Annotated in this window: 25 protein-coding genes, 1 tRNA gene and 1 other annotated feature; of the genes, 6 read left to right on the top strand and 20 right to left on the bottom strand. The window is 42.1% G+C overall.

The features are described 5' to 3' along the window. Positions 1-282 precede the first annotated feature (282 nt). Positions 283-2,313 carry a penicillin-binding transpeptidase domain-containing protein gene (locus tag JOD02_RS11065; protein ID WP_204489542.1) on the top strand — a complete coding sequence of 677 codons (2,031 nt, stop codon included), beginning with the start codon at positions 283-285 and terminating at the stop codon, positions 2,311-2,313. 9 nt (positions 2,314-2,322) lie between these two features. On the opposite strand, the gene JOD02_RS11060 is transcribed toward JOD02_RS11065, so the two are convergent. From JOD02_RS11060 to JOD02_RS11045, 4 genes are all read right to left on the bottom strand, one after another. Continuing rightward, entirely contained in the window at positions 2,323-2,913 is a 591-nt protein-coding gene (locus tag JOD02_RS11060) for a TatD family nuclease-associated radical SAM protein (RefSeq protein WP_204489540.1), read from the bottom strand. Between the two features lie 53 nt (positions 2,914-2,966). Continuing rightward, on the bottom strand, positions 2,967-3,734 hold the full coding sequence (locus JOD02_RS11055) for a TatD family hydrolase (RefSeq protein ID WP_204489539.1): 768 nt from the start codon (positions 3,732-3,734) through the stop codon (positions 2,967-2,969). 41 nt (positions 3,735-3,775) lie between these two features. After that, the gene (gene metG / locus JOD02_RS11050; protein ID WP_204489537.1) at positions 3,776-5,800 is read right to left on the bottom strand and encodes a methionine--tRNA ligase; all 2,025 of its coding nucleotides are present in this window, start codon (positions 5,798-5,800) and stop codon (positions 3,776-3,778) included. A 110-nt stretch (positions 5,801-5,910) separates the two neighbouring features. After that, positions 5,911-6,153 (bottom strand) — a binding site (T-box leader). 103 nt (positions 6,154-6,256) lie between these two features. Beyond that, on the bottom strand, positions 6,257-7,171 hold the full coding sequence (locus tag JOD02_RS11045) for an AraC family transcriptional regulator (protein ID WP_207754302.1): 915 nt from the start codon (positions 7,169-7,171) through the stop codon (positions 6,257-6,259). A gap of 194 nt (positions 7,172-7,365) precedes the next feature. Here JOD02_RS11045 and JOD02_RS11040 point away from each other — a divergent pair, with 194 nt between their 5' ends. From JOD02_RS11040 to JOD02_RS11030, 3 genes are all read left to right on the top strand, one after another. Further along, positions 7,366-8,202 (top strand): sugar phosphate isomerase/epimerase family protein, encoded by an 837-nt coding sequence (locus JOD02_RS11040; RefSeq protein ID WP_204489535.1) that lies wholly within the window; start codon positions 7,366-7,368, stop codon positions 8,200-8,202. Between the two features lie 21 nt (positions 8,203-8,223). Then, positions 8,224-9,246, top strand: coding sequence for a Gfo/Idh/MocA family protein (locus tag JOD02_RS11035; protein WP_204489533.1), 1,023 nt, complete (start codon positions 8,224-8,226; stop codon positions 9,244-9,246). A gap of 115 nt (positions 9,247-9,361) precedes the next feature. After that, positions 9,362-10,189, top strand: coding sequence for a sugar phosphate isomerase/epimerase family protein (locus JOD02_RS11030; RefSeq protein ID WP_207754301.1), 828 nt, complete (start codon positions 9,362-9,364; stop codon positions 10,187-10,189). 123 nt (positions 10,190-10,312) lie between these two features. On the opposite strand, the gene JOD02_RS11025 is transcribed toward JOD02_RS11030, so the two are convergent. The 3 genes from JOD02_RS11025 to JOD02_RS11015 form a co-directional block, all read right to left on the bottom strand. Then, complete coding sequence (locus JOD02_RS11025) at positions 10,313-11,041, bottom strand: 2-phosphosulfolactate phosphatase (RefSeq protein ID WP_204489531.1); 729 nt, start codon at positions 11,039-11,041, stop codon at positions 10,313-10,315. Positions 11,042-11,158: 117 nt separating this feature from the next. Further along, positions 11,159-11,695: a spore maturation protein gene (locus JOD02_RS11020; RefSeq protein WP_204489529.1), complete on the bottom strand. Its 537-nt coding sequence runs from the start codon at positions 11,693-11,695 to the stop codon at positions 11,159-11,161. Between the two features lie 22 nt (positions 11,696-11,717). Beyond that, positions 11,718-12,293, bottom strand: a complete 576-nt coding sequence (locus tag JOD02_RS11015) for a nucleoside recognition domain-containing protein (protein WP_204489527.1) — start codon at positions 12,291-12,293, stop codon at positions 11,718-11,720. A gap of 173 nt (positions 12,294-12,466) precedes the next feature. On the opposite strand from JOD02_RS11015, the gene JOD02_RS11010 reads away from it, so the two are divergent. Next, entirely contained in the window at positions 12,467-12,715 is a 249-nt protein-coding gene (locus tag JOD02_RS11010) for an AbrB/MazE/SpoVT family DNA-binding domain-containing protein (RefSeq protein ID WP_204489525.1), read from the top strand. Between the two features lie 43 nt (positions 12,716-12,758). Here JOD02_RS11010 and rsmI read toward each other — a convergent pair whose 3' ends face one another. The 3 genes from rsmI to JOD02_RS10995 are packed head-to-tail and all read right to left on the bottom strand — an operon-like array spanning position 12,759 to position 15,010. Next, on the bottom strand, positions 12,759-13,598 hold the full coding sequence (gene rsmI / locus JOD02_RS11005) for a 16S rRNA (cytidine(1402)-2'-O)-methyltransferase (RefSeq protein ID WP_204489523.1): 840 nt from the start codon (positions 13,596-13,598) through the stop codon (positions 12,759-12,761). Positions 13,599-13,633: 35 nt separating this feature from the next. Continuing rightward, positions 13,634-14,302 carry a TlpA disulfide reductase family protein gene (locus JOD02_RS11000; RefSeq protein WP_204489521.1) on the bottom strand — a complete coding sequence of 223 codons (669 nt, stop codon included), beginning with the start codon at positions 14,300-14,302 and terminating at the stop codon, positions 13,634-13,636. Between the two features lie 21 nt (positions 14,303-14,323). Then, entirely contained in the window at positions 14,324-15,010 is a 687-nt protein-coding gene (locus tag JOD02_RS10995; protein WP_204489520.1) for a cytochrome c biogenesis protein CcdA, read from the bottom strand. A 249-nt stretch (positions 15,011-15,259) separates the two neighbouring features. On the opposite strand from JOD02_RS10995, the gene JOD02_RS10990 reads away from it, so the two are divergent. Next, positions 15,260-16,303, top strand: a complete 1,044-nt coding sequence (locus tag JOD02_RS10990) for an LCP family protein (protein ID WP_204489519.1) — start codon at positions 15,260-15,262, stop codon at positions 16,301-16,303. Between the two features lie 57 nt (positions 16,304-16,360). On the opposite strand, the gene JOD02_RS10985 is transcribed toward JOD02_RS10990, so the two are convergent. The 10 genes from JOD02_RS10985 to JOD02_RS10940 form a co-directional block, all read right to left on the bottom strand. Continuing rightward, complete coding sequence (locus JOD02_RS10985) at positions 16,361-18,997, bottom strand: SH3 domain-containing protein (protein WP_204489518.1); 2,637 nt, start codon at positions 18,995-18,997, stop codon at positions 16,361-16,363. Between the two features lie 175 nt (positions 18,998-19,172). Beyond that, positions 19,173-19,343, bottom strand: a complete 171-nt coding sequence (locus tag JOD02_RS10980; RefSeq protein WP_204489517.1) for a DUF362 domain-containing protein — start codon at positions 19,341-19,343, stop codon at positions 19,173-19,175. An 83-nt stretch (positions 19,344-19,426) separates the two neighbouring features. Then, positions 19,427-20,329 (bottom strand): stage 0 sporulation family protein, encoded by a 903-nt coding sequence (locus JOD02_RS10975; protein ID WP_204489544.1) that lies wholly within the window; start codon positions 20,327-20,329, stop codon positions 19,427-19,429. 13 nt (positions 20,330-20,342) lie between these two features. Further along, positions 20,343-21,317 (bottom strand): DNA polymerase III subunit delta', encoded by a 975-nt coding sequence (gene holB / locus JOD02_RS10970; protein ID WP_204489516.1) that lies wholly within the window; start codon positions 21,315-21,317, stop codon positions 20,343-20,345. 16 nt (positions 21,318-21,333) lie between these two features. After that, positions 21,334-21,786: a YaaR family protein gene (locus JOD02_RS10965; protein WP_204489505.1), complete on the bottom strand. Its 453-nt coding sequence runs from the start codon at positions 21,784-21,786 to the stop codon at positions 21,334-21,336. Positions 21,787-21,822: 36 nt separating this feature from the next. After that, on the bottom strand, positions 21,823-22,152 hold the full coding sequence (locus JOD02_RS10960) for a cyclic-di-AMP receptor (protein WP_204489501.1): 330 nt from the start codon (positions 22,150-22,152) through the stop codon (positions 21,823-21,825). A gap of 41 nt (positions 22,153-22,193) precedes the next feature. Further along, positions 22,194-22,826: a dTMP kinase gene (gene tmk / locus JOD02_RS10955; RefSeq protein WP_204489497.1), complete on the bottom strand. Its 633-nt coding sequence runs from the start codon at positions 22,824-22,826 to the stop codon at positions 22,194-22,196. 38 nt (positions 22,827-22,864) lie between these two features. Next, positions 22,865-24,298 carry an aminotransferase class I/II-fold pyridoxal phosphate-dependent enzyme gene (locus tag JOD02_RS10950; protein ID WP_204489493.1) on the bottom strand — a complete coding sequence of 478 codons (1,434 nt, stop codon included), beginning with the start codon at positions 24,296-24,298 and terminating at the stop codon, positions 22,865-22,867. 42 nt (positions 24,299-24,340) lie between these two features. Further along, the gene (locus tag JOD02_RS10945; protein WP_204489483.1) at positions 24,341-25,630 is read right to left on the bottom strand and encodes a homoserine dehydrogenase; all 1,290 of its coding nucleotides are present in this window, start codon (positions 25,628-25,630) and stop codon (positions 24,341-24,343) included. Between the two features lie 256 nt (positions 25,631-25,886). After that, positions 25,887-25,961: transfer RNA gene (locus JOD02_RS10940), tRNA-Asn, on the bottom strand. Between the last annotated feature and the right edge of the window lies 1 nt (position 25,962).

Here is a 25,962-nt window from a genome sequence, read left to right as displayed (position 1 = left end):
ATCGGAATTTACATATTTCGAGTATTATCCTTTCTAAACCTCTAAATATCAAAGGATTACGCCGTTTTTATTCATTAATTTGCGAAACTTCTGAACATTTAGGGTGCGGTATACCCTTTAAAGCTCTCATCCATGAAAAGTTTTAACCATATTTTTCTTGCTACATTTCTATATTATTCCATAAGGTATAAATTATATACCCTTTCATTAGATGAATCTCTTGACGATGTATGATAAAATATACAAAAGCATGTATCATCAAAAAAAGAGGTGAATGCTTTAATGAAAAAATTTGCAATATTGGTAACGTTGAGCTTGATTCTTAGCTGGATAGTATCGGGATGTTCCAAGCCCAATCCCCAAGAGCCAGCCACTGCTTATTTGGATGCCTGGATGCAGAGCAAGTACGAAGAAATGTACGACCTCCTGTCTGTAGGAACGCAGTCCTCTATTGCAAAGCAGGACTTTATAAACAGGTACACCAACATATTTTCTGCCATCAAATTGTATAAGCTGGAAATTGACGCAGAGGAAATTGTAATTGAAGATAAGCGGGCCTATCTTCCTTTTAAGGCCAAGTTTCACACAAATACGGTGGGAACATTCGAATACCAGTACACTCTTCCATTAGTTTTAGAGGAGAAGCAGTGGAAAATAGAGTGGTCTCCCTCACTGATATTTCCCATCATGCAGGAAGGCGACAAAGTAAGGATTACCCGTCATAGCGCCAAACGAGGTACAATAAGTGACAGGCAAGGGAACTTACTGGCCACTAACGGGCCGGCTTACACAGTAGGGGCTAAGCCATCCGCCATACCCAACATCGAGAGCTTTGCCAAAGCATTGGCACCTCTCATAGAGATGGACGAAGGCTCTATACAAAATATACTCAATCAAAAATGGGTGAAAGATAATCCTGACCTGTTCGTGCCCATCAAAAATTTGCCCTTCAATATATCTGAAGAATATAAAAGCAAGCTGCTCAGCGTAAAAGGAGTTATGCTATCCAGCAAAAGCCATATCACACGCCAGTACCCCATGGAACAGCTGTTTGCTCATGTGACGGGATATGTGCAGCAGATCAGCAAAGAAGAACTTGAAAAAAAAGCGTCCGAAGGATATGATGCAGAAGACCTAATTGGCCGACAGGGTATAGAAGCAGCTCTGGAAGAAGAGCTTAAGGGCCGCAAAGGTTATACCCTTTACATAGAAGACCAATATGGGAAACAAAAGAGCATCATAGCAAAAGTTGAACCTCAAGATGGCAACGATGTCATACTGACAATTGACCCTCTCCTTCAAAAAGCCGCTTATGAGGCGCTAAAAGGTTCCAAAGGTAGCATCATAGCGCTGAATCCAGCTACCGGCGAAATCCTCGCCATGGTAAGCCAACCTTCTTTTGATCCAAATATATTCCCGGTCGGCGTGTTGCCTTCTGAATGGAAGGCCTTATCCCAGGACCCTGACCATCCACTCATAAACAGATGTATACACAGCCTGTATCCTCCCGGATCAACCTTCAAACCCTTCACGGCAGCCATGGCTTTGGAGTCGGGAGTCATCACGCTCCAGACCGTAGTACCCGAAGCCCAAAAAGAGGAGTGGATCCCAAGCCCCAACTGGACGGCTCCTCCCATAAGGCGTGTACCTCACCCACCGGGAGATGTCAACTTGCGCAATGCCATCGTGTGGTCAGACAATATATTTTTTGCATGGACTGGACTGAAGATAGGATATAAAAACTTTGAAACATTTGCCACTAGATATGGATTAGGTCAATCTTTACCTTTTACCTTGCCGGTTAAAAGCTCTCAAATAAAAAATGCCTCTACTTCGTGGAGCGATGCCCTACTTGCTAACACCAGCTACGGACAGGGGGAAATGCTTATAACACCTCTGCAGATGGCCACTATGTATACTGCCTTTTACAACAGCGGTAACATGATGCTTCCCCAGCTTGTAAAGGAAATCCGGACTCCTTCAGGCCAAACCACAGAATCCTTACAGCCTAAACCATGGCTGGAAGGTGTGATACCCAAGCAATATGTGGATACCCTTTTGCCCATGTTGATTGATACAGTAGAAGATCCAACCGGCACGGCCCACAAAGTAAAAATTCCCGAGCTTACCATTGCCGGTAAAACCGGGACAGCACAAGTTAGAGATAAAAGCCAAGAGATAGCATGGTTTATAGGGTTCACCTTAAACACCGAAAAACCTCTACTCGTCTGCGTTGCGCTAGAAGTACCAGCTGGTGAAGGGGATGTAAAGCTGGATATAGCCAAGAGGATGTTCGCTGAATACTACCGGTGAACATCCTCTTTATTCTATCATCTGCCGCACCCTTAGCTGTGCCCCTATACTCTCAGCAATGTTACGGCATTTTTCAATATCCTCCGAAGATAACACATCCACCACCGAAAGCACCACCGTGGGGATTACCTTAACGCACTCTCTGGCAAACTCCAGCACGCCTTCGAAGGCCTCTCTGCCGTAAATTGAATGGCATATAGCATCGTACTGTTCAGCAGTGGGCGCATTAAGGCTTATGGAGATCACATCCACTATCCCTTCAAGCAACGGTACCACATTCCTGCCGTAATACAGATTAGCCTGGCCGTTGGTATTGATTCTCACCTTCCCCCCTTTTTTCTTTATTTCTCGAGCAATCTCTATCAGCTCTTCAAGCCGGAGCATTGGCTCTCCAAAACCACAAAACACTATTTCGCTGTACTGAGTAGGGTCTCCTATCTGTTGTAATACCTCCTCAACCGTAGGTTCCCTATCAAGCCATAGGTTATACTCTCCCATACCATCGCGGGTATTTCGTATACAAAAATCACAGCAGTTGGTGCACCGATTGGTCAAATTGACGTACAAGGCATCCCCTAGCCTGTAAACATAGGTGTCCATTCTTCCATCTCCTTTTTTTAAGCCTAATCACCATACTCAATTTTTAAACACAATCACTTTATTTTAAATAGCTTTTTTGCATTATCCAAGGTAATATTCGCAATCTCCTCAAGAGCCATGCCCCGAATTTCTGCAATCTTTTCAGCCACCAGCCTTACATATGCAGGATTGTTACGCCTGCCACGATAAGGAGTAGGTGCCAAGTATGGACTATCGGTTTCAATTACCAGTCTGTCTAGAGGAACCTTTTGAGCTATCTCCACTGGCCGTTTGGCGTTTTTAAAAGTGACAGGGCCGCCTAAAGAAATATAAAGCCCAAGGTCCATAAAATACTTGGCCATCTCCCAGCTGCCTGAATAACAGTGCATCACCCCACCCAGTATCTTATCCTTTTTGGCTTTAAGTATATCCAGCACATCCGCATGGGCATCCCTATCGTGTATGATTATAGGAAGCCGCATATTGTAAGCTAGGTCTATCTGCCAGTCAAACCATTCCTTTTGCAGCTCCCTAGGCGAAAAATCGTAATAATAGTCCAGACCCACCTCGCCCACTGCCACAACCTTATCCCTTTTAGCCATGGCCTCAATAGCATCCAAAGCCTCTCTGTTCATCTGGGCTACCTCGTGGGGATGAATCCCCACAGCAGCATATATAAAAGGATACTGCGTAGCCAGCTCCACCGACATACGGGAAGCTTCAAGGGTGGAGCCTACATTTACAACGTAGGCCACACCCTTTTCTGGCAACTCCCTTATCAGCTGATCCCTATCCTCATCAAACATTTCATCCTCAAGGTGTGCATGGGTATCAAAAAGCATCTTTCTCCCCTCGACCTTTATTTTATGGCTTTCATATACCCCTAACTTATTTTAGAACCACTTGCTATGTCCTGATCCACCGTAAGCAGTGCCAAGTTCCCTCTTTCGTCAGTGGCAGCCAGTATCATGCCTTCAGACTCTATTCCCATAAGCTTGGCAGGCTTTAAATTAGCCAGCAATATGACCTTCTTGCCCACCAGCTCCTCTGGCGTATAATACTTGGCAATCCCCGATACAACCTGGCGCCTCTCATCCCCTACCTCTAGGATCAGCTTCAACAGCTTGTTGCTCTTTTCAACCCTTTCAGCGCTCGCAACCCTGGCCACCCTGATGTCCAGCTTTACAAAGTCATCAATGCTAATCTGGCCATCTGCCTGTCTTTTATCATCCGAGTTCAGTCGATGTCCCTGCTGCCCATCCTCTCCCCCAGCCTGTACCGTATCCTGGGCAGTGCGGGTTGCCCCTTCGCTCTGACTGGCCTGCTTCATTCTCTGCTGTATCTCTTCTAGCTCCTTAAGCTCCTTCTCAATGTCCAATCTAGGGAATATGACCTCACCGCGCTGTACCCTGGTTCCTGGCGGCAGCTTTCCAAACTGAGATAAACTTTCCCAAGTGGTAAGGCTTTCATCCTTTATCCCAAGCTGCTCACGGATTTTATGGGGCGTTCTGGTCATAAACGGGCTGATCAACACCGATATCATACGGAGGCATTCAGCCAGGTTATAAAGCACAGTACCCAGTCGCTCACGCTTATCCGAGTCCTTAGCCAAAATCCACGGAGTGGTTTCATCAATATATTTGTTGGCTCTGCCAATCAGCTTCCATATTTCAGCCAAAGCATTGCTGTACTCAAAACGGTTCATCAATTGCTCTACCGCTGACGGAGTAGAAAGAGCCAGTTGCCTTAAATCCACATCAACGTCCTGGAACTCTCCCGGCTGTGGTACCAAACCATCAAAATATCTGTCTATCATAGCTATGGTGCGGCTGACCAGATTACCCAAATCGTTTACAAGGTCCGAATTTATCCTGTTAATCAAAGCCTCATTGGAAAAGACCCCATCAGCGCCAAAGGGCACCTCTCTAAGCAGGAAGTAGCGTATAGCATCCACACCATAACGCTCAACTAGCACCACCGGGTCCACCACATTGCCTTTGGACTTAGACATCTTACCCCCTTCCAACACCAGCCAACCATGGCCAAACACCTGCTTGGGCAGTGGCTCTCCTAGAGCCAGTAGCATTATAGGCCATATAATGGTATGGAACCTTACGATCTCCTTACCCACCAGATGTACATCAGCCGGCCAATACTTCTTGTATCTCTCATCATTCTCAGTCATGTAGCCTAAGGCAGTAAGATAGTTGGAAAGGGCATCAATCCACACATATATCACATGCTTGTCATCAAACGGCACAGGGATACCCCACTTGAAGGAAGTACGTGATACGCACAAGTCCTCTAATCCCGGACGCAAAAAATTGTTGAGCATCTCGTTTTTCCGCGAAGGCGGCTGTATAAACTCGTCATGGGCTTCGATATACTCTATAAGCTGTTGCTGATACTTAGACAATTTGAAGAAATAAGCCTCTTCCTTTACCAGCTCCACCTTTCGGCCACAATCCGGACACTTGCCGTCCACCAGCTGCCTCTCAGTCCAAAACGATTCGCAGGGGGTACAGTACCAACCTTGGTATTCACCCTTGTAGATATCCCCCTGGTCATATAACTTTTTAAATATTTTTTGTACCACCTTTTCATGCCGCTCTTCAGTAGTGCGGATAAAATCATCGTAGGATATATCCATCAGCTTCCACAAGTCCTTAATGCTGGCCACTATGTTATCTACATATTCCTTAGGTGTTACCCCCTTTTCTCTAGCCAACCGCTCTATTTTTTGCCCGTGTTCATCGGTCCCAGTCAAAAACATGACGTCATAACCGGTAAGCCTCTTAAATCGAGCCATAGCGTCAGCCGCCACCGTAGTATAGGCATGTCCAATATGCAGCTTGTCACTGGGATAGTATATAGGAGTAGTGATATAGAAAGTCTTTTTGTCAGCCATAGTTTACCCCTCCTCTTTTTTTGCTGTTAAACTTTCTGCCATACCCCTCTATCCAATAACCAAAATACAACCACACCAATCAACTAAAACACAAAAACCCCTCGCTCCAACATAGGGGCGAGGGGTAACCTTCGCGGTACCACCCTATTTCTTTTTCGCCTCGCGGCGAAAAACTCTATCGGTGACCATCATCACCTGCATCTATAACGGGACCTCCCGTAGCGGCCTACTAGCTACTTCGACCGCTCCGCTCCAGGGCCATGTTCAACAGGGGCCACTACCACCGGCTTTCACCTGCCCCGGCTCTCTAAAGGCGGGCCATCCCTGCCTACTCTTCCCTTCATCGCGTTTACAAGTTCAAAATTACTATACTATGATGTTATCCATTGTGTCAAGTATTATTCAGATATTTCCCAAAACATTTTGCTTTTACAACCAAGCGGTTGTGAATAGCTTTTATTCATTCGGCAGTTCTGCTTTAGATTTGACTGATATGGCATATTCCGAGGGACTCATATCGGTGATTTTTTTAAATACGTGAGAAAAATAATGGACTGAACTGAAACCCAATTTCTCAGCTATTTCAGAAAAATTATAGTTCTCTTCCCTTATAAGCTCTTTGGCTCTTTCAATCTTCATTCGCCTAAAATACTGCATAACACCTGTATGCATCTTTTCCCTAAATAAGCTTTTTATCCTGCTACGGCTCAAGGAAAACTCCCTACAAAAATCGTCCACAGTAAGGTTTTTTTCAATATTCTGTGTCATAAAGCATATCATACGGTTTACCAAATCATCCTCTGCCCGACGCCTAGTCAAAGAAGAAATGCGCTCCTGCCTCTTTACTACGGTATTATTCCTTATAAGCGTTATAAGCAAAAGCTCAAGATATATCTTTATAAGTTGTTGAGCCCCAAACAGTTCATTATCCCGTTTATCATTAACGGTAATAAACTCATTAAGCTTCTTATTAAAACAATTGGCACGCTCCTTTATAAGTTTAGCCAGTATAGCTTTTTCCTCATCTCCTGCTTTGAGTATCTTGTTTTCAAAAAATTTCATAGCAGGACTGTTGCACACAAATGATACCACTATTAAATTCGGAGCTATTTTGCCATTGGCCCATACGCTATGAAACTCATTGGGCTTGTGGAATATCATCTCCCCTTGCTCTAACTGGTAGCCCTCTGTATCAGCCATCACTTCCACCTGGCCTTTATCCACATAGAGGAATTCCCAAAAATCATGGCTTTCCCCTTCGAACACAAAATCCTTGGCGTACTCAAAATAAAATAGGCTCACAATTTCGTTTATCTCTATAACGCTGTTTAGGGGTATTTTAGGGTATTCCACTTTTCTATTTACGGACAAGGCAATATATTCTCCTTTCTAAACAAGAGTGTCCGATATTATAAAAAATTAGCCTTTTTTCGCAAAGAAAAACAACCATTTCTGATATATAATCTAAGATGTGAAAACCTGTTCCATCTCTATATAGAAATCCATATATGAATTTTAACAAAATCTCATTCTTAAATCAATAAAGGAAGGAGGTCAAGCTTAATATGAAAAAAGGTATAAACGTCTGGTCATTTAAAAAAGGCATGACGGTAGCCGAATGCATGGCCATGGCTAAAGATGCCGGATTTGAAGGCATCGAACTTAGCCTGGATGAGGAAGGCGAAGTCAGTTTAAACAGCAGCGAAAAGGATATTTTAAGAATCAAAAAGATAGCACAAGACACCGGCATCGAAATAGCCAGCCTTGCAACTGGCTTATACTGGACATATCCCGTTAGCAGTTCAGACCCTAAAATCAGGCAAAAATCCAAAGACATAGTAAAAAAACAGTTGGAAACGGCAGCTTTACTTGGAACAGACGGTATTCTGGTGGTGCCGGGCATGGTAGCAGGGCTTTCACCCGACAGCGAAGTAGTACAATATGATATAGCTTATGAGCGAGCCTTAGAAGCCTTTATGGAACTTAAAGAAGAGGCAGAAGCCATCAAAGTCAGTATATGCCTTGAAAATGTATGGAACAAATTCCTGTTATCACCCTTGGAGATGAGGGACTTCATCGATAAAATCAATAGCCCATATGTGGGAATTTATCTGGATGTAGGCAATATCATATATACGGGATATCCCGAACATTGGATAAGGATCCTGGGCAAACGCATCAAAAAAGTACACTTTAAGGATTTCAGGAGAAGGGTTGGTACGCTGGAAGGGTTTGTAGACCTCCTGGCCGGAGACGTAAACTTCCCCGAAGTAATGCAGGCCTTTAAAGAAGTAGGCTATGACGATTATGTTATCGCTGAGATGATACCTAATTACACTCATTATACTAATCAGATAATATACAATACATCTAAATCCATGGATAGAATTTTGGGAAGATAAAAATAAAAGGAGGAGATATATATGGTAAAGGTAGGCCTTATAGGCATAGGATTTATGGGAAGAGGCCATTTGGATAACTATATAAGGCTTGAAGCTGAGGGGTTCCCGGTCAAGCTGGTAGCCATATGTGACATAGACAAAGACAAGTTTGAAAATAAATTCTTACCCGGTAACATCGATGTGGGCAACAAAAAATACGACTTTTCAAAGTACAACCTGTACACGGACATAGACGAAATGCTTGAAAAGGAAGAGCTGGACTATGTAGATATCACTTTACCTACTTACCTACATGCCGAGGTAGCCATAAAAGCTCTCAACAAAGGAATACACGTACTGTGTGAAAAGCCCATGGCTCTTACCGTGGACGAATGTAAGGCCATGATAGAAGCTGCCGAGAGAAATAACAAAAAGCTGATGATTGCCCAATGCCTGCGTTTCTGGCCAGAATATGAGTACCTCAAAGAATGCGTGGAGACCAACAGGTTCGGGAAAGTAGTTGCTGGATACTTCTTCCGCGGTGGCGGGACCCCTAAGTGGTCGTATCAGAACTGGTTGCTGCAAAAGGAGAAAAGCGGCGGAGCAATTTTAGATCAGCACATCCATGATGTAGATATGATAAACTGGCTATTCGGCACGCCTAAAGCGGTCTCCACAATAGCAAAAAATGTCATTCCAGGTAGCGGGTATGATATCGTATCCACTCGATACATCTATGAAGACGGCAAAGTAATAACAGCCGAAGACGACTGGGTACTAAACGGTGAGTATGGCTTTAGCATGTTATACAGAGTAAACTTTGAAAAAGGCAACGTGATATACGAAAAAGGCATTCTCAAGGTTAATCCTAATGACAGCAAATCTTTCACACCTGACCTGCCGAAAGAAAATGGCTATTACCGAGAAATAAAGTACTTTATAAACGCACTAATCAACGATACCCCTATCGAGGTAGCCTCACCATACAGCACCATGGAGACCATACGCATCGCCCGAGCTGAAATAGAATCAGCTGACAACGGCGGCAAATTTATAGAGCTGTAAATTGAAATCTAATAACCGCGGATACCAGATGACAAAATTCTGGTAGATGAAGCGGATCTTTTTAATTTACATCTAAAGTTGATAAATCACCAAACAAAAAAGGGAGTGAAGTTGATTGTATAACCTTGATATAGGCGTTATCATATCTCTGGAGAAATTACTCCAAAATGGGGTAGAAGAACTAGAAGAACTCGGCCTTCATAGTTGTCAGATAAACGCATGGAATGTAGACATACTAACTGAAGAAAATGCAAACAGGTTAAAAGAGATAGTGGGGGACAAGATAAAAATAACTAGCGTATGGGTAGGATGGCCAGGACCAAAGGTATGGAATTTTATTGATGGTCCCTTAACTCTAGGATTGGTGCCAAAGGAATACAGATACATTAGGATGGAAGCACTGAAACGAGGAGCAGATTTTGCCAGCATGCTTGGAGTTAACGACATCGTCACCCATGTAGGATTTATCCCCGAAAACCCATCTACATCGGAGTACCGTGAAACTATAATTGCAGTAAGGGAAGTGGCTTCTTACTGCAAGAACTTAAACATATATTTCAACTTTGAAACAGGGCAAGAGACTCCCATTACCTTGGTTCGAACTATAGAAGATGTGGGGCTAGATAACCTTGGAATAAACCTCGACCCAGCTAATTTATTACTTTACGGCAAAGCCAATCCTATAGATGCCGTGGATATATTTAAAGACCTCGTAAGGGGTGTACACGTAAAAGACGGTAGGTATCCAACCAATGGAAGGCAGTTGGGCCAAGAGACACCGGTGGGAGAAGGCATGGTTAATTTCCCTTTATTAATAGAAAAGCTTATAAAGTATAATTATAAAGGACCATTAATCATAGAGAGAGAAATATCCGGCCCCAAACAAAAGGAAGATATTTTAAAAGCAAAAAATGTTCTTCTTGAAATTCTAAATAAGTATTAAAATCTCAATTCAAGGCAAATTAAAGGGCTATGCTGAGTCCAGAGCATAGCCCTTTAATTTGTGAAACGCTCTACCTTCATTATGAGGATTATATTAAGTAAAGGCACATAAAAACAGCTCTTTTTATACAATATTTAAAACCCTTATAACTCCTTCTCGATATACAGGAATAGTTGGTAACAGGTTTAACTGAATACAATAATCTACATCGGCTTCAAAACCAGCCTTTACCAAATTTTTATAATGGTACGTATGCTTTAATATTTCTTTTAGATCCTGCTTATGGATAGAATACATTTGCAGGCATACCAAACCCAAATCATCCATATCTAGTGGCTTTCCCGTATTTTGAAGCGCATCAATCATTGCACCTACCGCTAGAATATCATCTAACGAGAACTTTCCGTCAGTCCCCGCACATATAAAAGCCACATTTTCTTCTTTTTGCCCAATATATCGGGCTACAGCTGCTGCGTTTAAAAATCCTCCAATGATAACTTCCTTTGCTTCATTGGCTTTTCTTATAGCTCTAGTACCGTTGGTAGTGGTTATAAGTACAGTACGCCCTTCCACCACATCGCGGGTATACTCATACGGAGAATTTGAAAGGTCAAACCCCTCTATCTTTTGAGCGTTTCTTTCCCCACCTAATAAAAAGGTACCCTTTTCATAATTCTTAGATAGATTTATGGCTTCTTCAATGTCAATTAGCGGAATGACCTCCCTACAACCATTATGTAAAGCAGTAATGATGGTACTGCTGGCACGAAGTACATCCACGACAACAGCTATGCGCTCTTTAAGCTCTTTTTCTTGCACACTGTTTGGCAATGCATATACGTCTATTTTCATAAGTAACCCTGATACCCTCCGATCAAAATAGAATTTGATACCATCTCATGAATTGATTTTAAGGCTAAAAGGCTTTATTTGTCAACTTCCATTTAGACAAATTTTACAAAAATTAGTTTATCTACCAAACACTATAGTGCATACCACAACGGAAGCGATAAGGCCTACTATTTCAGCCAATAAAGCAGCCCAGAGAGTATATCGAATTTTTTTTATACCCACAGCCCCAAAATAAATTGAAAGGGTATAAAATATGGTTTCAGTAGAACCCATGACGGTAGAGGCTACACGGCCAATAAACGAATCTGGACCATATACCTTAAATATCTCAGCCAATATTCCAGTTGAAGCTATACCCGATATAGGGCGCATGATTACAAGAGGAAGTATCTGTGCTGGGACACCCAAAAGCTCAGTAACAGGGCTTATAAAGCTTACAAGAATACCCATACTCCCAGAGGCTCTGAAAATGCCTATTGCCACAAACATGGCAACCATATATGGTAACACCTTGACAGCAGTAGTAAACCCCTCTTTGGCTCCTTCTACAAACGATTCATATACATTTACGCCCTTTAAATGCCCATATACCAACACAATAAATATAAAAGCAGGAATTGCAAAAGAAGATATTATATCCATGATATTTGCCATCTTTCACTTATACCCTCACTTTTCAATAATATCTCTGTAGCACTTTGGCAGCTATAATTCCAGCCATTGTTGAGCAGACAGTAGCTATAAATGCAGTACCTATAATCTCAGTTGGATTGCTGGAACCCGCAGCACTACGCAAAGCCACCACTGTAGTTGGTATGAGCTGAACAGACGATGTATTTATAATTAAAAACATACACATGGCGTCAGTTGCCTCTTCCTTATGAGGATTGAGGTCTTGAAGCTCCTTCATAGCCTTTATCCCCAAAGGAGTAGCCGCATTTCCCAACCCCAGCATATTGGCAATGATATTCATGGTCATGGCTCCTATAGCCGGATGCCTGGCTGGCACATCGGTAAATAAAAATCGCATCATACCCTGCATCTTCTTTGAGATTTTATTGACCAACCCGGCCTCTTCTGCTACCCTCATAAGGCCTAGCCATAAGGCATAGACGCCTATCAATCCAAAACATAACTCCACCGCGTATTTAGCATTATCCAAAGCTGCCTGCGTAACCTCAGCTACCTTTCCGTTGAATACGGCTATTACCAGTCCTATCAAAATGAAGAGTATCCAGATAACATTGACCATAATGCTTCACCTTTCAAGCAGCGTTTTTTGTTTATTCATATGATACTGCCTTCAACAATATAACATTATATTTTTCATATTTTTTACAGCAAACCTATTGACTTTTATTGGTATTATTGGTAATATGAATTATGTGGTTGTTGTCGAATTTTGTTTAGGGAGGAGGGGATGGTATGAAATCCACGGGTATTGTGAGAAAAGTGGACGAATTGGGAAGAGTTGTATTGCCCATTGAGCTGCGTAGGACTCTGGGCATAGACAAAAAAGACGCCTTAGAGATTTACGTAGACGATGAACACATTATATTGAAGAAATATGAACCTGCCTGCATTTTTTGTGATAGTGCAAAAGATATACAAACTTACAAGGGCAAGAACATATGCAAAGAGTGCCTGGCTGAGCTGCGCAAACTCTCTGAATGATGCCTTTCCCAGGCACTGTTTTTTTTCCGATGACAAATAAAATTTACACGTCTAGAGAATGTTTATATACCTCGTTTTTCGGCAAACCACGCGCTTTAGCCACCAGTTTTATCGCTTCCTTTTTATTAAAGCCCTGAGCCATATACTGTCTTATATGCTCCTGCACGGATATATGCTCCCACTCGTTGTCTTGTACATCCTGACACACACATCCCTCTAAAATTAGCACTATTTCACCTTTAGGAGGATACTCCTTAAAATGCTGTAGCATATGTTCTAGATTTGAAATAAGAACCTCTTCATGAATTTTTGTCAGCTCTCTCACCACAGCAATCTTTCTGTTGCCTAGCTTATCAAGCATATCCTTTAGAGTGGTAACCAGCCTGTGGGGCGCTTCATACAAAATCACAGTGCGCTGTTCCCTTTTTAACTCTTCCAGCCTTATTTCCCTATCCTTTTTTCCCCGTGGTAAAAACCCCTCAAAAACAAAACGGCTGGTATCCATCCCCGACAGTACCAGCGCTGTAATAGATGCTGAAGGACCAGGCAAAACCGTTACAGGTATACCCTTTTCTCTGGCTAGGCAAACCAGAGGTATTCCTGGATCAGATATGCCCGGCATACCCGAATCAGATACCAGAGCTACACTATAGCCCCCCATGAGGAGCTCAATTATCTTCTCCCCACTTTCTCGCTGATTGTGCTCATGATAACTTATAAGCGGCTTTGAAATGCCATAGTGGTTCAAAAGCTTCAAAGTATGCCTGGTATCCTCAGCGGCGATATAATCCACTTCCCTGAGAATACGGAGAGCTCTTAAAGTTATATCCTCTAAATTTCCTATCGGCGTTGCACAGATATAGAGCGTACCTGTAGTCGGCAAAACAATCGCCCCTTACCCAAGTGGTATAAAAATTGTCATCTTTCCATTGTCCTTATTGCCTTAACGGCAAGCTCCATTTCTTGTTGACCCGAAAAAGCTCCTATCTTAAGATAGCGAACAATCCCTTCTTTGTCAATAATATAATTGGCGGGTACTCCAGCTTGATAATAAATCCGCCAACCCTCATCATCCCTATCTAGCAATACAGGGAAAGTATAGCCATATTTCTTAATAAAATCTTTAACCTTTTTTTCGGCGGCTTTATCGTCAGTTCCACCTCTAAGCTCTACAGAAGTTGAGTTCACTGCCAAAACGACCACATCCTCATCCTTGTATTTTGCATAGAATTCCTCCATATGAGGCATTTCGGCCTGGCAGGGTGGACACCAAGTAGCCCAAAAATTCAGAAATATGATTTTCCCTTTATAATCCGATAGCTTCACTTTGTTGCCGTTTAAATCTTCAACTTCAAAATCTTCCATAGGCTTATTTATCTCGTAAAAGCCGTATTCTTCCTTCAAAATATCCTGGAGTGACACCCTTTCCTGACCATTATCCTGTCTAAGCTCCTCATCTCTCTTATTCAGAGATCCAGGAGTTTGGCTTTTTGGCATCTCACGAGGTACCTCTTTTGATGTTTCACATCCACTTATAAACACTCCAAATACCAGCAAAAAGACAAAAGCTTTAACAATCTTACCCATAGCTTTCAAACCATCCCTTTCTTAAAAGAAGGCTAATCTGTTAAAAAATATTAATAACCCTATTATGATGAGGAGTCCTCCACTAATCCAGCGTATTACATCCATGTATTTATATACCTTCTTGACGGGCTTCCATAGCACCCGTATCCCCAACGCTAATACCATAAAAGGCAATCCCAATCCTAGGCTATAAATTGCTAACAAACCTATTCCCTCTCCAATCGTGTGGGCCTGGCTGGCCATGACAAGCGCGGATGCAAGCATTGGACCTACACACGGCGTCCATCCAAAACCAAACCCCATACCCATGAGTATCGAAGTAACAAACCCCGGGCCACCGATGCCGATATTAAATCTTTTTTCATAATTCAAAAAGGGAATAGGGATAAGCCCTACATGGAACAAGCCAAAAAGCACAATTAGCACCCCGCTTATCCTCCGTATAACATCCCTGTACTCTACCAAAAATCGTCCAAAGGAGCTTGCCACAGCACCCATGCTGATGAACACAATAGAAAAGCCTGCTACAAACAAAAAAGCATTTAACACGCCTTTATAGTAGGCTTTAGAAGGCTCTTTAAATAGATTTTCAATGCTTTGTCCCGTCAAATAAGCCAGGTATACTGGAATAAGGGGCAAAACGCACGGGGACAAAAATGACGCCACCCCTTCTACAAAAACCATAGAAACAAAAGCCAAATCTTTCACCCACACTCCCCCTCGTTTTATTTTATTAATATCCTTTTATCTCAATTTAAAACATTATGTTATTTTTATATTAAAATTATACGATATAGCTTTTCGTTTACATTTTTAAGTATAACACACCAGCACATTTATTTACGGTATTATAGTTTTTTAATAAATTCTTAAATTTTACGGTTCAATATTGACTTGTAAAACAATTTGTAGAATAATGTTAGATGCTATACAAATAAGCTCAATGGGGGTATTTAAATGAGAAAATTTTTTATAGCTGCATTATCTATATTGCTCGTTTTGCTAATAGCCTCGGCTACTTATATCTATATATTGCTTGAGCAAATTGAAGGTAACTCTTTGGTAGATTCTTCGGACTCATCAAACTCTTCCAATTCACCAAATTCCCCAGAAAAATTGACTCCGGAAGATTTGGGGATCTCTGAAACGGCTCCTAAAGCAAGCGAAACCGGGGTAATTAATATACTATTGTTTGGTTTGGATACAAGAGAAAAAGATCAAATATCGCGCTCGGACACAATAATGATTGCTACCATTGACAAGAAAAACCAGGTTATTAAGCTTACTTCTCTAATGCGCGATATGTACCTACCCATCCCCGGTAAAAGCAAAAACAGGATAAATACGGCTTACATCTTTGGCGGTCCTGCCCTTGCCATTAAAACCGTAAACACCAACTTTGACTTAGATATACGCTATTATGTTACAGTGGACTTTTTTGGCCTGGAAAAGATCATCGACCAGGTAGGCGGAATACCAATAGATGTAAAAAAACAGGAGATCCCTTATATCAACTCCTGCATAGCAGAGCTCAATAGCTTAAACAAGAATACCAAGCCTGTTCCCATGCTGACACAGCCCGGCTTGCAAACATTAAACGGTAGACAAGCGGTTGCCTACGCTCGAGTGCGAAAAGTGGGAAATGCTGACTTTGAGAGAACCGAAAGACAAAGACGGGTATTGATAGAATTATTCAAAAAGGCAAAAAATTTAAGCCCTCTAAAATTACCGGGTCTGATAAGTGCTACGCTACCTTATGTAGAGACAAACCTACCAAAGACAGAAATACTGAGCTTAGGGATATCGGTCTTAGGGTTTAAAAATAAAGATATATTGCAATATAGAATACCTGCTGATGGCACTTTTAAATCTCAGTATATAGACGGCATGGCTGTGCTGGTACCGGATCTGGAAAAGAATAAAGCGCTTCTCCATGATTTCATCTATGGCGATGGTACAAACAGCCAGGACATCGGCAATGATTATGCCGATATCGAGTAAAAAAAGAAAGCGCGGAAACAAAATCCCGCGCTTTTTTAGCTTATAAAGCCTCATACCTTAAAACTTGAGATAATCCCCCGAAACATACCCTGTTAGAGTACCATAACTGACCTTATACCAAGAACCCTCCTTTTGAAGAATGGTTACCCTTGAATTTATCTTTATAACACCAATTTTAGCATAATTAATACCTGGACCAGTCCTTACGTTGAGCCATGTAGCTGTCACTAATGCAGTATTTGGGAAGCGTCTATCATCGCCTTCTCGAGAAGTTACAGCATTTGAAACCTTTACATAAGCGCTATGCACGTACCCTGTCGTATTACCAAATTTTATTTTATACCACACGCCGCTCTGACCCAAAATAGTCACCTGGCTGTTACGATTTAAAAAGCCAATCCTATTATAGTTTGTCCCCGGACCTGACCGCACATTCAGTCCATTGACAGTAACAATCCCAGTAGAAATTTGCTGTGCCCCTCTAGAAGCTACATCTCCGGAAATCAGCTCTATATAATCCCCATGAACATATCCGACCGTACTGCCATATTTGATTTTGTACCAAGCACCTGCTTTCTCCAAAATATCCACCTTTGCATTTCTGGTAAGTTTTCCAATCACACTAAAACCTGTTCCTGCTCCCGAACGAACATTAAGAGTAGTAGTTGTCACCGTTCCTTGCGCTATCACATTACCGTTATTGCTACTAGGGAGTGCACTGCCCTCACTTGGAAGTTGAGCACTTGAGCTTTCCAGCCTTATATAATCGCCGTGTACATACCCTATAAGGCCATTGTACTCTATCTTATACCATTCCCCGGATTTTTCTAGCACGATCAGCTTATTCCCTTTGACTACCATCCCTATCTTATGATTTTTTGTGCTGGGGCCACTACGCACGTTCAATGTACTGGCAGTTACAACAGCGTATTTTCTTTCATTATTTGGAGGCACAGGTGGATCAACAGGCGGTTGCTGTCCTTGATCGCCTCCTGACGAGGAACCTGATGGCTGCTGTGCGTTCTCTAGTATAACATAATCCCTATGAACATAGCCCTGGAGGTTGCCTGCCTTTACCTCATACCAATCCCCTACTTCGCGCAATATTTGTACACGAGTGTTGGGCGCCAACCCTCCTATGCGCTTGTATTGTGTACCAGGCCCCTGCCTTATATTTAAGGATGTGGTTACCTTGACAGTACCATATATAGCCCGGGATTGCTCGTTCCCACCGCCATTGGAAGGCTGTTGACCATTATTTCCGCTGTTCGAAGGTTGGGGGTCCTGCCTCTCACCACCCCTTGATGGCATATCCGAAAGGGTAGGAGGAGAAATATTAATAACTTCAATTGAGGCTTCTGGATAATAGAAGTTTAAAATTTCTTTATAACTCTTATTTTGCTCTGCCATAGCCTTGGCACCAAATTGACTCATACCAACGCCATGACCAAATCCCAAACCCCATATGACATAATATTCTCGCCCAGGTTTTTCCACATTTCTTAACTCAAGCCCTGTTATATATAAGCTCCTCATTATAGAAGTTCCTATCAAAGACCTCATATCCTTGGTCTGCATTCTCACATCTGCTGTCTCAAGCTTTATCTTGCCCTGTTCATCCATAACATAACCATCCATACCTTTTGAAAAAAATGAAAGTTTAAAATTGACTTCTTTCTTCCTCTTACCTTCAGTCTCCCCCTCAAACAGAATTTCATCTATACTCACAATTTTAACATCTAAAGCACCTGTGCTTTTTTTGATTTTCTCCTTCAAGCCATCTATAAAACTTTTATAACTGCTTATATCCTTCTCAACGATAGAATCCCACCAACTGTTAGGATTGGCTAAATCGATATTGTTTACATCTATCTGCGTTTTATAAATATTAAAACTCCATTGACTCTTAGGGTCATAAGGGTCTTGCTTAGCCGAAAGAGGCACAAACCCTTTTGGCACGCTTGAAAAGACCTCATATCCTGCTTCTATCCATCCTCCATTGCTAGACGAATAGTATGTCGTTAAAAAATTTCCATTATACTTGAGTATCATCCTGGAAGTTTCATCTACTGCTCTTATGCAATTTCCAAAATTAGGATTATAGCCTCTGTATACTTGGTCAGCCTGCGTGTCAACAACATCATAAGGTGCTGAAGCAGATTTTTTGCATCGCACAGCATATGTACGCGCAGCTACAGCCTGAGCTTTAAGGGCTTCTAAAGGCCATATATTATTCATCTCATAGGGCACAACGCCATACAAATAGGTTTCAAGGTATACATGATTGGTAAGCCTGATATACCCTCCCTCTAAGCTCACCACCATATCGCCTTTGTAATTAGTCCACCCATATGATGGATTAAGCACGCCCAGTGCATCCGAGTCTCCACCTTTGTGCTGCTTAAAAGTAAAGCTAGATCCCAATGTATAAACCTGACTTTCTCCTCTGAGTACCAGGTTCCCATCCTGTATGGCTATCTCGTACTCCTTTCCCCTCTCAAGATAAATATCCTTATTCTCGGGTATGCTGTAATTCCCATTAACCCTAACCTTCACGCTGACAGGATTTCCCATGGAAGCTAGCCGCACACGAACAATGCTGTAATCGGTATCCCCCTGGGCCACAGGTACAGTCCCTATAAAGAAAATTCCTACAGCTAGTCCAACAAGCAGTGCCAAAATTCTGCGATACATAGCTATATCACTCCCAGAAGTTTTATGGTTATACATACCTACTTATGCTGCTATATAAATAATTCGGCATAAATTGTCAAATTCCTGCTAGTGCATAAAATTTATTGCATGAAAAAAGAACCTAATCGGAAAGATCAGGTTCTTTTTTACTCAAAAATAAAAATTATACACCTTTTTACTCCTGCTGAGGAGCGCCCACTGGACAAACATCGGCACACGCACCACACTCTATACAAGCATCCGGATCTATGACGTAGATGTCATCACCCTCGGAGATGGCATCCACCGGACACTCGGACTGGCAAGCACCGCAAGCAATGCATTCTTCAGTAATCTTATACGCCATCCACCCTCACCTCCTTACATTGAAACCCCACAACAAACACCTCTTCTATTCTATCACCAATAACCAAAATTGCAATATTTTTTTCACTCATCCAGAAGAGACCTCATCTCTTCATCCATACTTAAATCCTCCTGCATCTCCCCTATTTCTTCCCTATCCTCATCAGATTGGTCCTTGTTCAGTAATTCCACTTCATCAGGGGAATATTCCCTAACCTCTACAGTACCATCCTCTTGAATCAGCTTTACTCTAACCTTTTCAGACAACACGTTTACATCCACCACAATGCCTTTACCATCAGGCGTCAAAACCTCTTTATTTACCTTAGGCATACGCTTCAATACATTCTCATAGAAATCCTGCTCGAATTTCAGGCAACACATGAGTCGACCGCACACACCAGATATTTTGGCTGGGTTAAGCGACAGTTTTTGCTCCTTTGCCATTCTAATGGATACAGGCTGGAAATCTCCCAGGAAAGTACAGCAACATATATTCCTGCCACACGGACCCAGACCCCCTATCATCTTAGCCTCATCTCGTACGCCGATCTGTCGGAGCTCAATTCTAGTCTTAAAAATGGCCGCTAGATCCCTTACAAGTTCCCGGAAATCCACCCTTCCCTCGGCAGTAAAGTAAAATATTAACTTGTTGTTGTCAAAGGTATACTCTACACCCACTAATTTCATAGGTAAGTTGTGTTTGGCAATCTCCTTGAGGCATATATCAAAAGCTCTACTCTCCTTTTCCCTGTTTTCCTTTACCTTTTGTTCATCCTCTTCTGTAGCCTTCCTTATGACTTTCTTAAGAGGAGGAACTATATCCTCATCTGGGACTTGCTTTGGAGGTACTACTATCTCACCATATTCTATCCCACGAGCAGTTTCCACAATCACGTGGTCTCCCGGCTTAAGGTCTATGTCATTGGGGTCAAAGTAGTATATTTTACCAGCCCTTTTAAATCTGACCCCTACTACAATCTGTATAAAAACCACCTCCTCACATGCTAAGCAGCAAATTCTCTATAGCCAACTGATAATTGGTATTTCCTTTAAGCATTCTTCGAGTACGCTCTATACTCTCAATGATACCTCTTATACGCCTAATTGTAAATAAAGACGCCTGCTTTTCTATTAAAGGCACCTTATCTATGTTTACGACCAAGGCATAATCGCCGGTCTCCTTATAAGCCATTATATCTCTGAACCATATTACCAATATATCCAACACTTCATCAATTTTGTCTTTATACTGGTTGAAAAGTTCCCATTGAGCCATTTTTTCCACATCGTCATAGCTCAAAAATTGTTCCAAAAATTTAAAAATATCGTTTCGCATGTCATTAAACTCCTGTGAGCTTGCCAACTTCAAACCCTTACCTGGAATCCCGTTAGAAAGCCCGGCAAACAACATGGCTTTTTCCTTAGATATATCGAAATTTCTCATTATAACAGCGCATACCTCTTCTCGGGTAAGCCTCTGCATGCGAAATACCTGACAGCGCGACAGTATAGTGGGCAAGAGTTCATTGGCATTTTCTGCAAGTAAGATAATAGTAGCAAATAAAGGAGGTTCTTCCAGCGTTTTTAAAAAGGCATTCTGCGCCTGGATAGTCATGGCTTGAGCATCCTCAATTATATAAACCTTACGATCAGATTCGTAAGGCTTCAAGTGGATATCATCCAGCACACCTCTTATTTGATCCACGCCTATACTGGATTTATCCCCTTTTTGTACTCGATATACGTCGGGATGATTTCCCGAATTAAATTGCCTGCATGAACGACACAAATCACAAGGCCTGTGACCTTGTGATTTGCACATGATACCTCGGGCAAATATATTGGATATCGTTTTCTTGCCTATTCCTTCCGGGCCAACGAACACATAAGCATGGCCTATACGCTGGCTTTCAATAATTTGCTTCAATCTCTTAATCACAAAGGATTGGCCTATTATGTCTGAAAAATTCATAGCCCATCCAAACCCTTCAGTAAAATAAATCTATAAGCAATCCCCGAATATCATCCACTAAGGATAATATTTTAAGCCTATCCTTATCTGAGCAAAGCACCTGCTTTACTAGTTCCTCCAATTTTTGGTTTACCTTTCTTATCACAGCATATACCTCATGTCTACCCTGACTATTGAAGTAATCACGCTTTGTAAACTGGTACATATTGCTTACAACAGTAGACAAAAACCGCGACACTAACTTCCTGTAACGAATAACCTCAGCAAGAGAGAGACACTTGATCAGCTTTTCCTCCTGTATCTTGATCTCCTCCATAAGAAGCGATAGCTCTTTTTCCATCAATCTCTCTTGGGCATCACGCATTGCTCCGCTAAAATTTTTGGTGTGCACTTCATTCCGATAGACTTCTTTCCCCAAGCCATTTAAACCCATATCTTTATCTTTTACCACAGCATTCCTTATCCTCATAACAACCGTTACCTCTCCAAAATGCCATTCTCCAACTCAAATTTTCCTAAATTCCTCCACATCCAGCACAAAAACAGTAGCCCCACCCACCGTCACTTCAATTGGATATGGCACATACACCCCTGTTGTACCCGCCACAGGAGTAGGTGAAGTTGCTATCTGTTTTCTGCTTTTGCACACCTTTTCAATGAGCGACAACGCCACCGGAACCCTTTCTTTTTCAGTACCGATTAACAAAGTAGTGTTACCCGCTCGCAAAAACCCCCCTGTAGTAGCCAGCTTAGTAACCCCAAATCCTTCATTCATCAACGCAGAGATAAGCTTCTGAGCATCTTCATCCTGCACCACAGCAATTATGAGCTTCACTGCTCAACCCCCCTTTTATTTAGCTTTAATCCTATTATATCCTATTTTTTACATGATAGCAAACATTCTATTAACTCCACGACTTGATGAAAAACCTCATCAATGCTCTTTGATGCATCCACCTTTTTGACGCGATCAGGATACCTTCTTTGCAAAGCAATAAACCCCTCATACACGCGCTTGTGAAATTCTAATTCCTCACTTTCTAACCGATCCGGCGTTTCCGACCTTATACAGCTCCTTGCCAAAGAATCTTCTGGCCGAATATTCAAGAAAATCGTCAAGTCAGGGATAATACCCCCGAGCGCATACCTGTTTACTGCCTCCACCACATCCATACCTAATCCTCTTCCAAAACCTTGATAGGCTACGCTGGAATCGACAAACCTATCACACAATACAATTTTTCCCTTTTCAAGAGCAGGTTTTATAACTTGCCTTACATGCTGGGCACGGGATGCAGCATATAAATACATTTCAGTTACGCCATCTATATCCCTATAATAGGGATTAAGTAAAACCTTGCGTATTTCTTCCCCTAAAGGTGTCCCACCTGGTTCGCGAGTCACTAACACATCATGCCCTTTTTGCCGTAAGTACCTCTCTAATAACCTAATCTGAGTGGTTTTTCCTGCACCATCCAACCCTTCAAAGGTAATAAAAATTCCTTCCATAGCCACCTTTTCCCCTCAATCTTATGAGAAATACATCTTTATGCTTTTGTATTAACCACCGGAATTAACCCTTCCTTTTCAACCCCAAAAAGGACTCCACCACATCGCTGTATATACAAAAGTTCCTCTACACCGTCTTTGTCTATTAACTCACCGGGACAAAAATATGGAATACCAGGAGGATAAGACCCTATAATGCCAGCACATATTCTGCCTATGCTTTTCTCCAAAGGTACACGTTCTATTATACTATAAAAAGCCTCCCTAGGCGACAACATTTGCCGTGGTATTTCCCGGGAAATTGACATATTATCATAAGATGTTTTTTTGCCTACTTTGCAGTCCGGCAACCTTTTTGCTAGATTGTTCAGTGCTTTAATTAGAATATCAAAGGCCCTTTTATCATCAGCCACACTACATATAAGTACAACCCGGTACATATCGCTCATCTCAATCTGTATTCCCGCTTCCCTCAAAATCCTCTCAGCCTGATAACCAGTAATGCCAAATTCACGAACATCCAATACCAATCGTGTGGGGTCCAGTGCCGCTATCTCTTCCCCCTTTTCATAATCATCTATAATTAAAAAACCTGTATGGTTTTGCAGCCAACTCTTTACTGCCCGGACTTCATGTATTAGCCTCTCAATTAAAGGCTTTCCCTCTGATTCCATAAAAAACCTGGCCCAATCAAGTGAAGCCATTATCAAATAAGAGGGGCTGCTGGTCTGCAGCATAGCTATAATCTGAGCCACTCGCCTTAAGTCCACACGATCCCCCTTAACATGAAGATACGCCGCCTGGGTTAAAGCAGGCAGCGTTTTATGAGCACTCTGTACCCACATATCGGCTCCCAACTCACCAGCTGAAGGAGGAAGGTCAGAATGAAAAATAAAATGGGCGCCATGAGCTTCATCTACCAGTAACAGCTTACCCCTTTCATGTACAATTTTTTCTATCTTCTCCAAGTGACTGCAAAGGCCGTAATAAGTAGGATGTACCACCATCACTCCTACAGCATCTGGATTTTCATCCAAAGCCCTTTCCACATCCTGTGCCGATATCTGAGTCACCAAACAATTTTCCTTGTCGTAGCGTGGTTGGATATATACAGGGTTAACGTCAGCTATTATGATGGCCGACCACACCGACCTGTGGCTATTTCTAGGTATGATCAGCTTGTCTCCTGGCCTGCAGGTGGCCATTATCATCGCCAGAACTCCTGCTGTGGAGCCATTTACCAGGAAAAAAGTATGGTCAGCACCAAAGGCCTTGGCTGCCAGCATTTGAGCTTGAGCAATTACCCCACAAGGTAAATAGAGGTTATCCATACCTGGAATTTCTGTTATATCTAGGGCTATCAAGTTATCCAAAAAATCTCTAGGGAAAATATTGAACCCTTTATGCCCTGGCATGTGAAACCTAACTATATTTTGTCCTGCATATCCTATAAGAGCCTTTACCAAAGGCATACCATTTATATCCATTTTAAACGTTTCAGCCCTCCCTGCCCTTCAACCCGAATGGCTTTCCACCCGTAAGATGCTGGCTACCTCTTCCACTACATCGAACTTCTCTATTTCCTCCAATGCTCTATCAAGCCGCTTCCTTTCTACATTGTGAGTGATTAAAACCAATGGCACAATCCTCTCCCCTCTGCCTCGCTGAACCACTGAGGCGATGCTGACGCCATGGTTCCCTAAAACCGTCGAAATCTTTCCCAACACTCCAGGCTTATCCACCACTTCAAGGCGGATATAATATTCACCTTCACCTTCGCCGTTGATACGCAGCTCTTGTCCACTATGCTTATAAGTATACGGCATTATACGCCCTGACAGTATTGCACACGCCACATCCATTATATCGCTTACCACAGCACTACCCGTAGGTAATGACCCGGCTCCTTTGCCGTACATCATGATTTCCCCTACCGCATCTCCTTTAATGAACAAAGCATTGAACTCATCATTGACAGCGGCAAGCGGATGAGTATTGGGTACCAAAGCTGGATGAACATGTATATCTATTTTACCCTCATGTTTTCTAGCCACAGCCAAAAGCTTTATTGTGTAGCCCAATTGCGCTGCATACTGAATTTCCTTTTCGGAAATGCGAGTAATTCCCTCCCTTGGAATGTCCTGCGGAGGGACATACACCCCAAAGGCAATAAATGCCAATATGGATAACTTGAAAGCTGCATCTTCACCTTCTATGTCAGAAGTAGGATCTGCCTCTGCATATCCCTTTTCTTGCGCTAAATGTAAAGCAGTTTTAAAATCCATACCATATCGCGTCATCTGCGTGAGAATATAATTTGTTGTACCGTTTATTATACCTACTATAGCCTCTATTTCATTAGCAGCAAAGCTCTTACTCAAAGCCGCAATTATGGGAATTCCTCCCCCTACACTCCCTTCAAATCGAAGCAAAACCTTTCTCTCATTAGCCAATTGTATAAGTTCTTTACCATATGATGCGATGACAGCCTTATTGGCCGTAACCACATGCTTACCCATTTCAATGGCCTTCCTTATATATTCATAAGCGGGATGTAACCCTCCAATCAATTCCACAATAATTTGTATATCTTCATCAAGAAGAACATCATCGATATTGGTAGTAAGAACATGAGGTGGAACATCTATACCTCGGTTCTTTGAGACATCCCTCACTAAAACTTTTTTTATTTCAATGGGAATCCCGATATATTCCTTTATCATATCCTGCTGTTTATGCAGTATTTTCCATACTCCCCTACCTACATTTCCTAAACCCAAAACCGCAATTTTAATGCCATTCACCGGTATTCCCTCCTGTTGATACACTTCTTTCATATGGTGGACATAATCTTTAGGCTAGATTATAACACGTGAAGATGATACAGTAAATATAATTTTACAAAAGCCCAAAACAACAGCTGCGTCTACCAAAAAAAATACAAACCGGGCATAAAAATAACAAGTCCTCTATAGGACTTGTTCATGGGTTTACATTTATTTATTCCTATACTCCAAAATAGTCCAATTTCAGATTAAAATCAAGAGCCAAAAAAAGAAATGGCTCCTCAGGTTGGATTCGAACCAACAACCCCTCGGTTAACAGCCGAGTGCTCTACCGTTGAGCTACTGAGGAA

This window comes from Caldicoprobacter guelmensis, from assembly GCF_016908415.1.
Classification (GTDB): Bacteria; Bacillota; Clostridia; order Caldicoprobacterales; family Caldicoprobacteraceae; genus Caldicoprobacter; species Caldicoprobacter guelmensis.
Note: the sequence above shows the minus strand (reverse complement) of the source record. Positions and strands in the feature narration are given on the sequence as shown.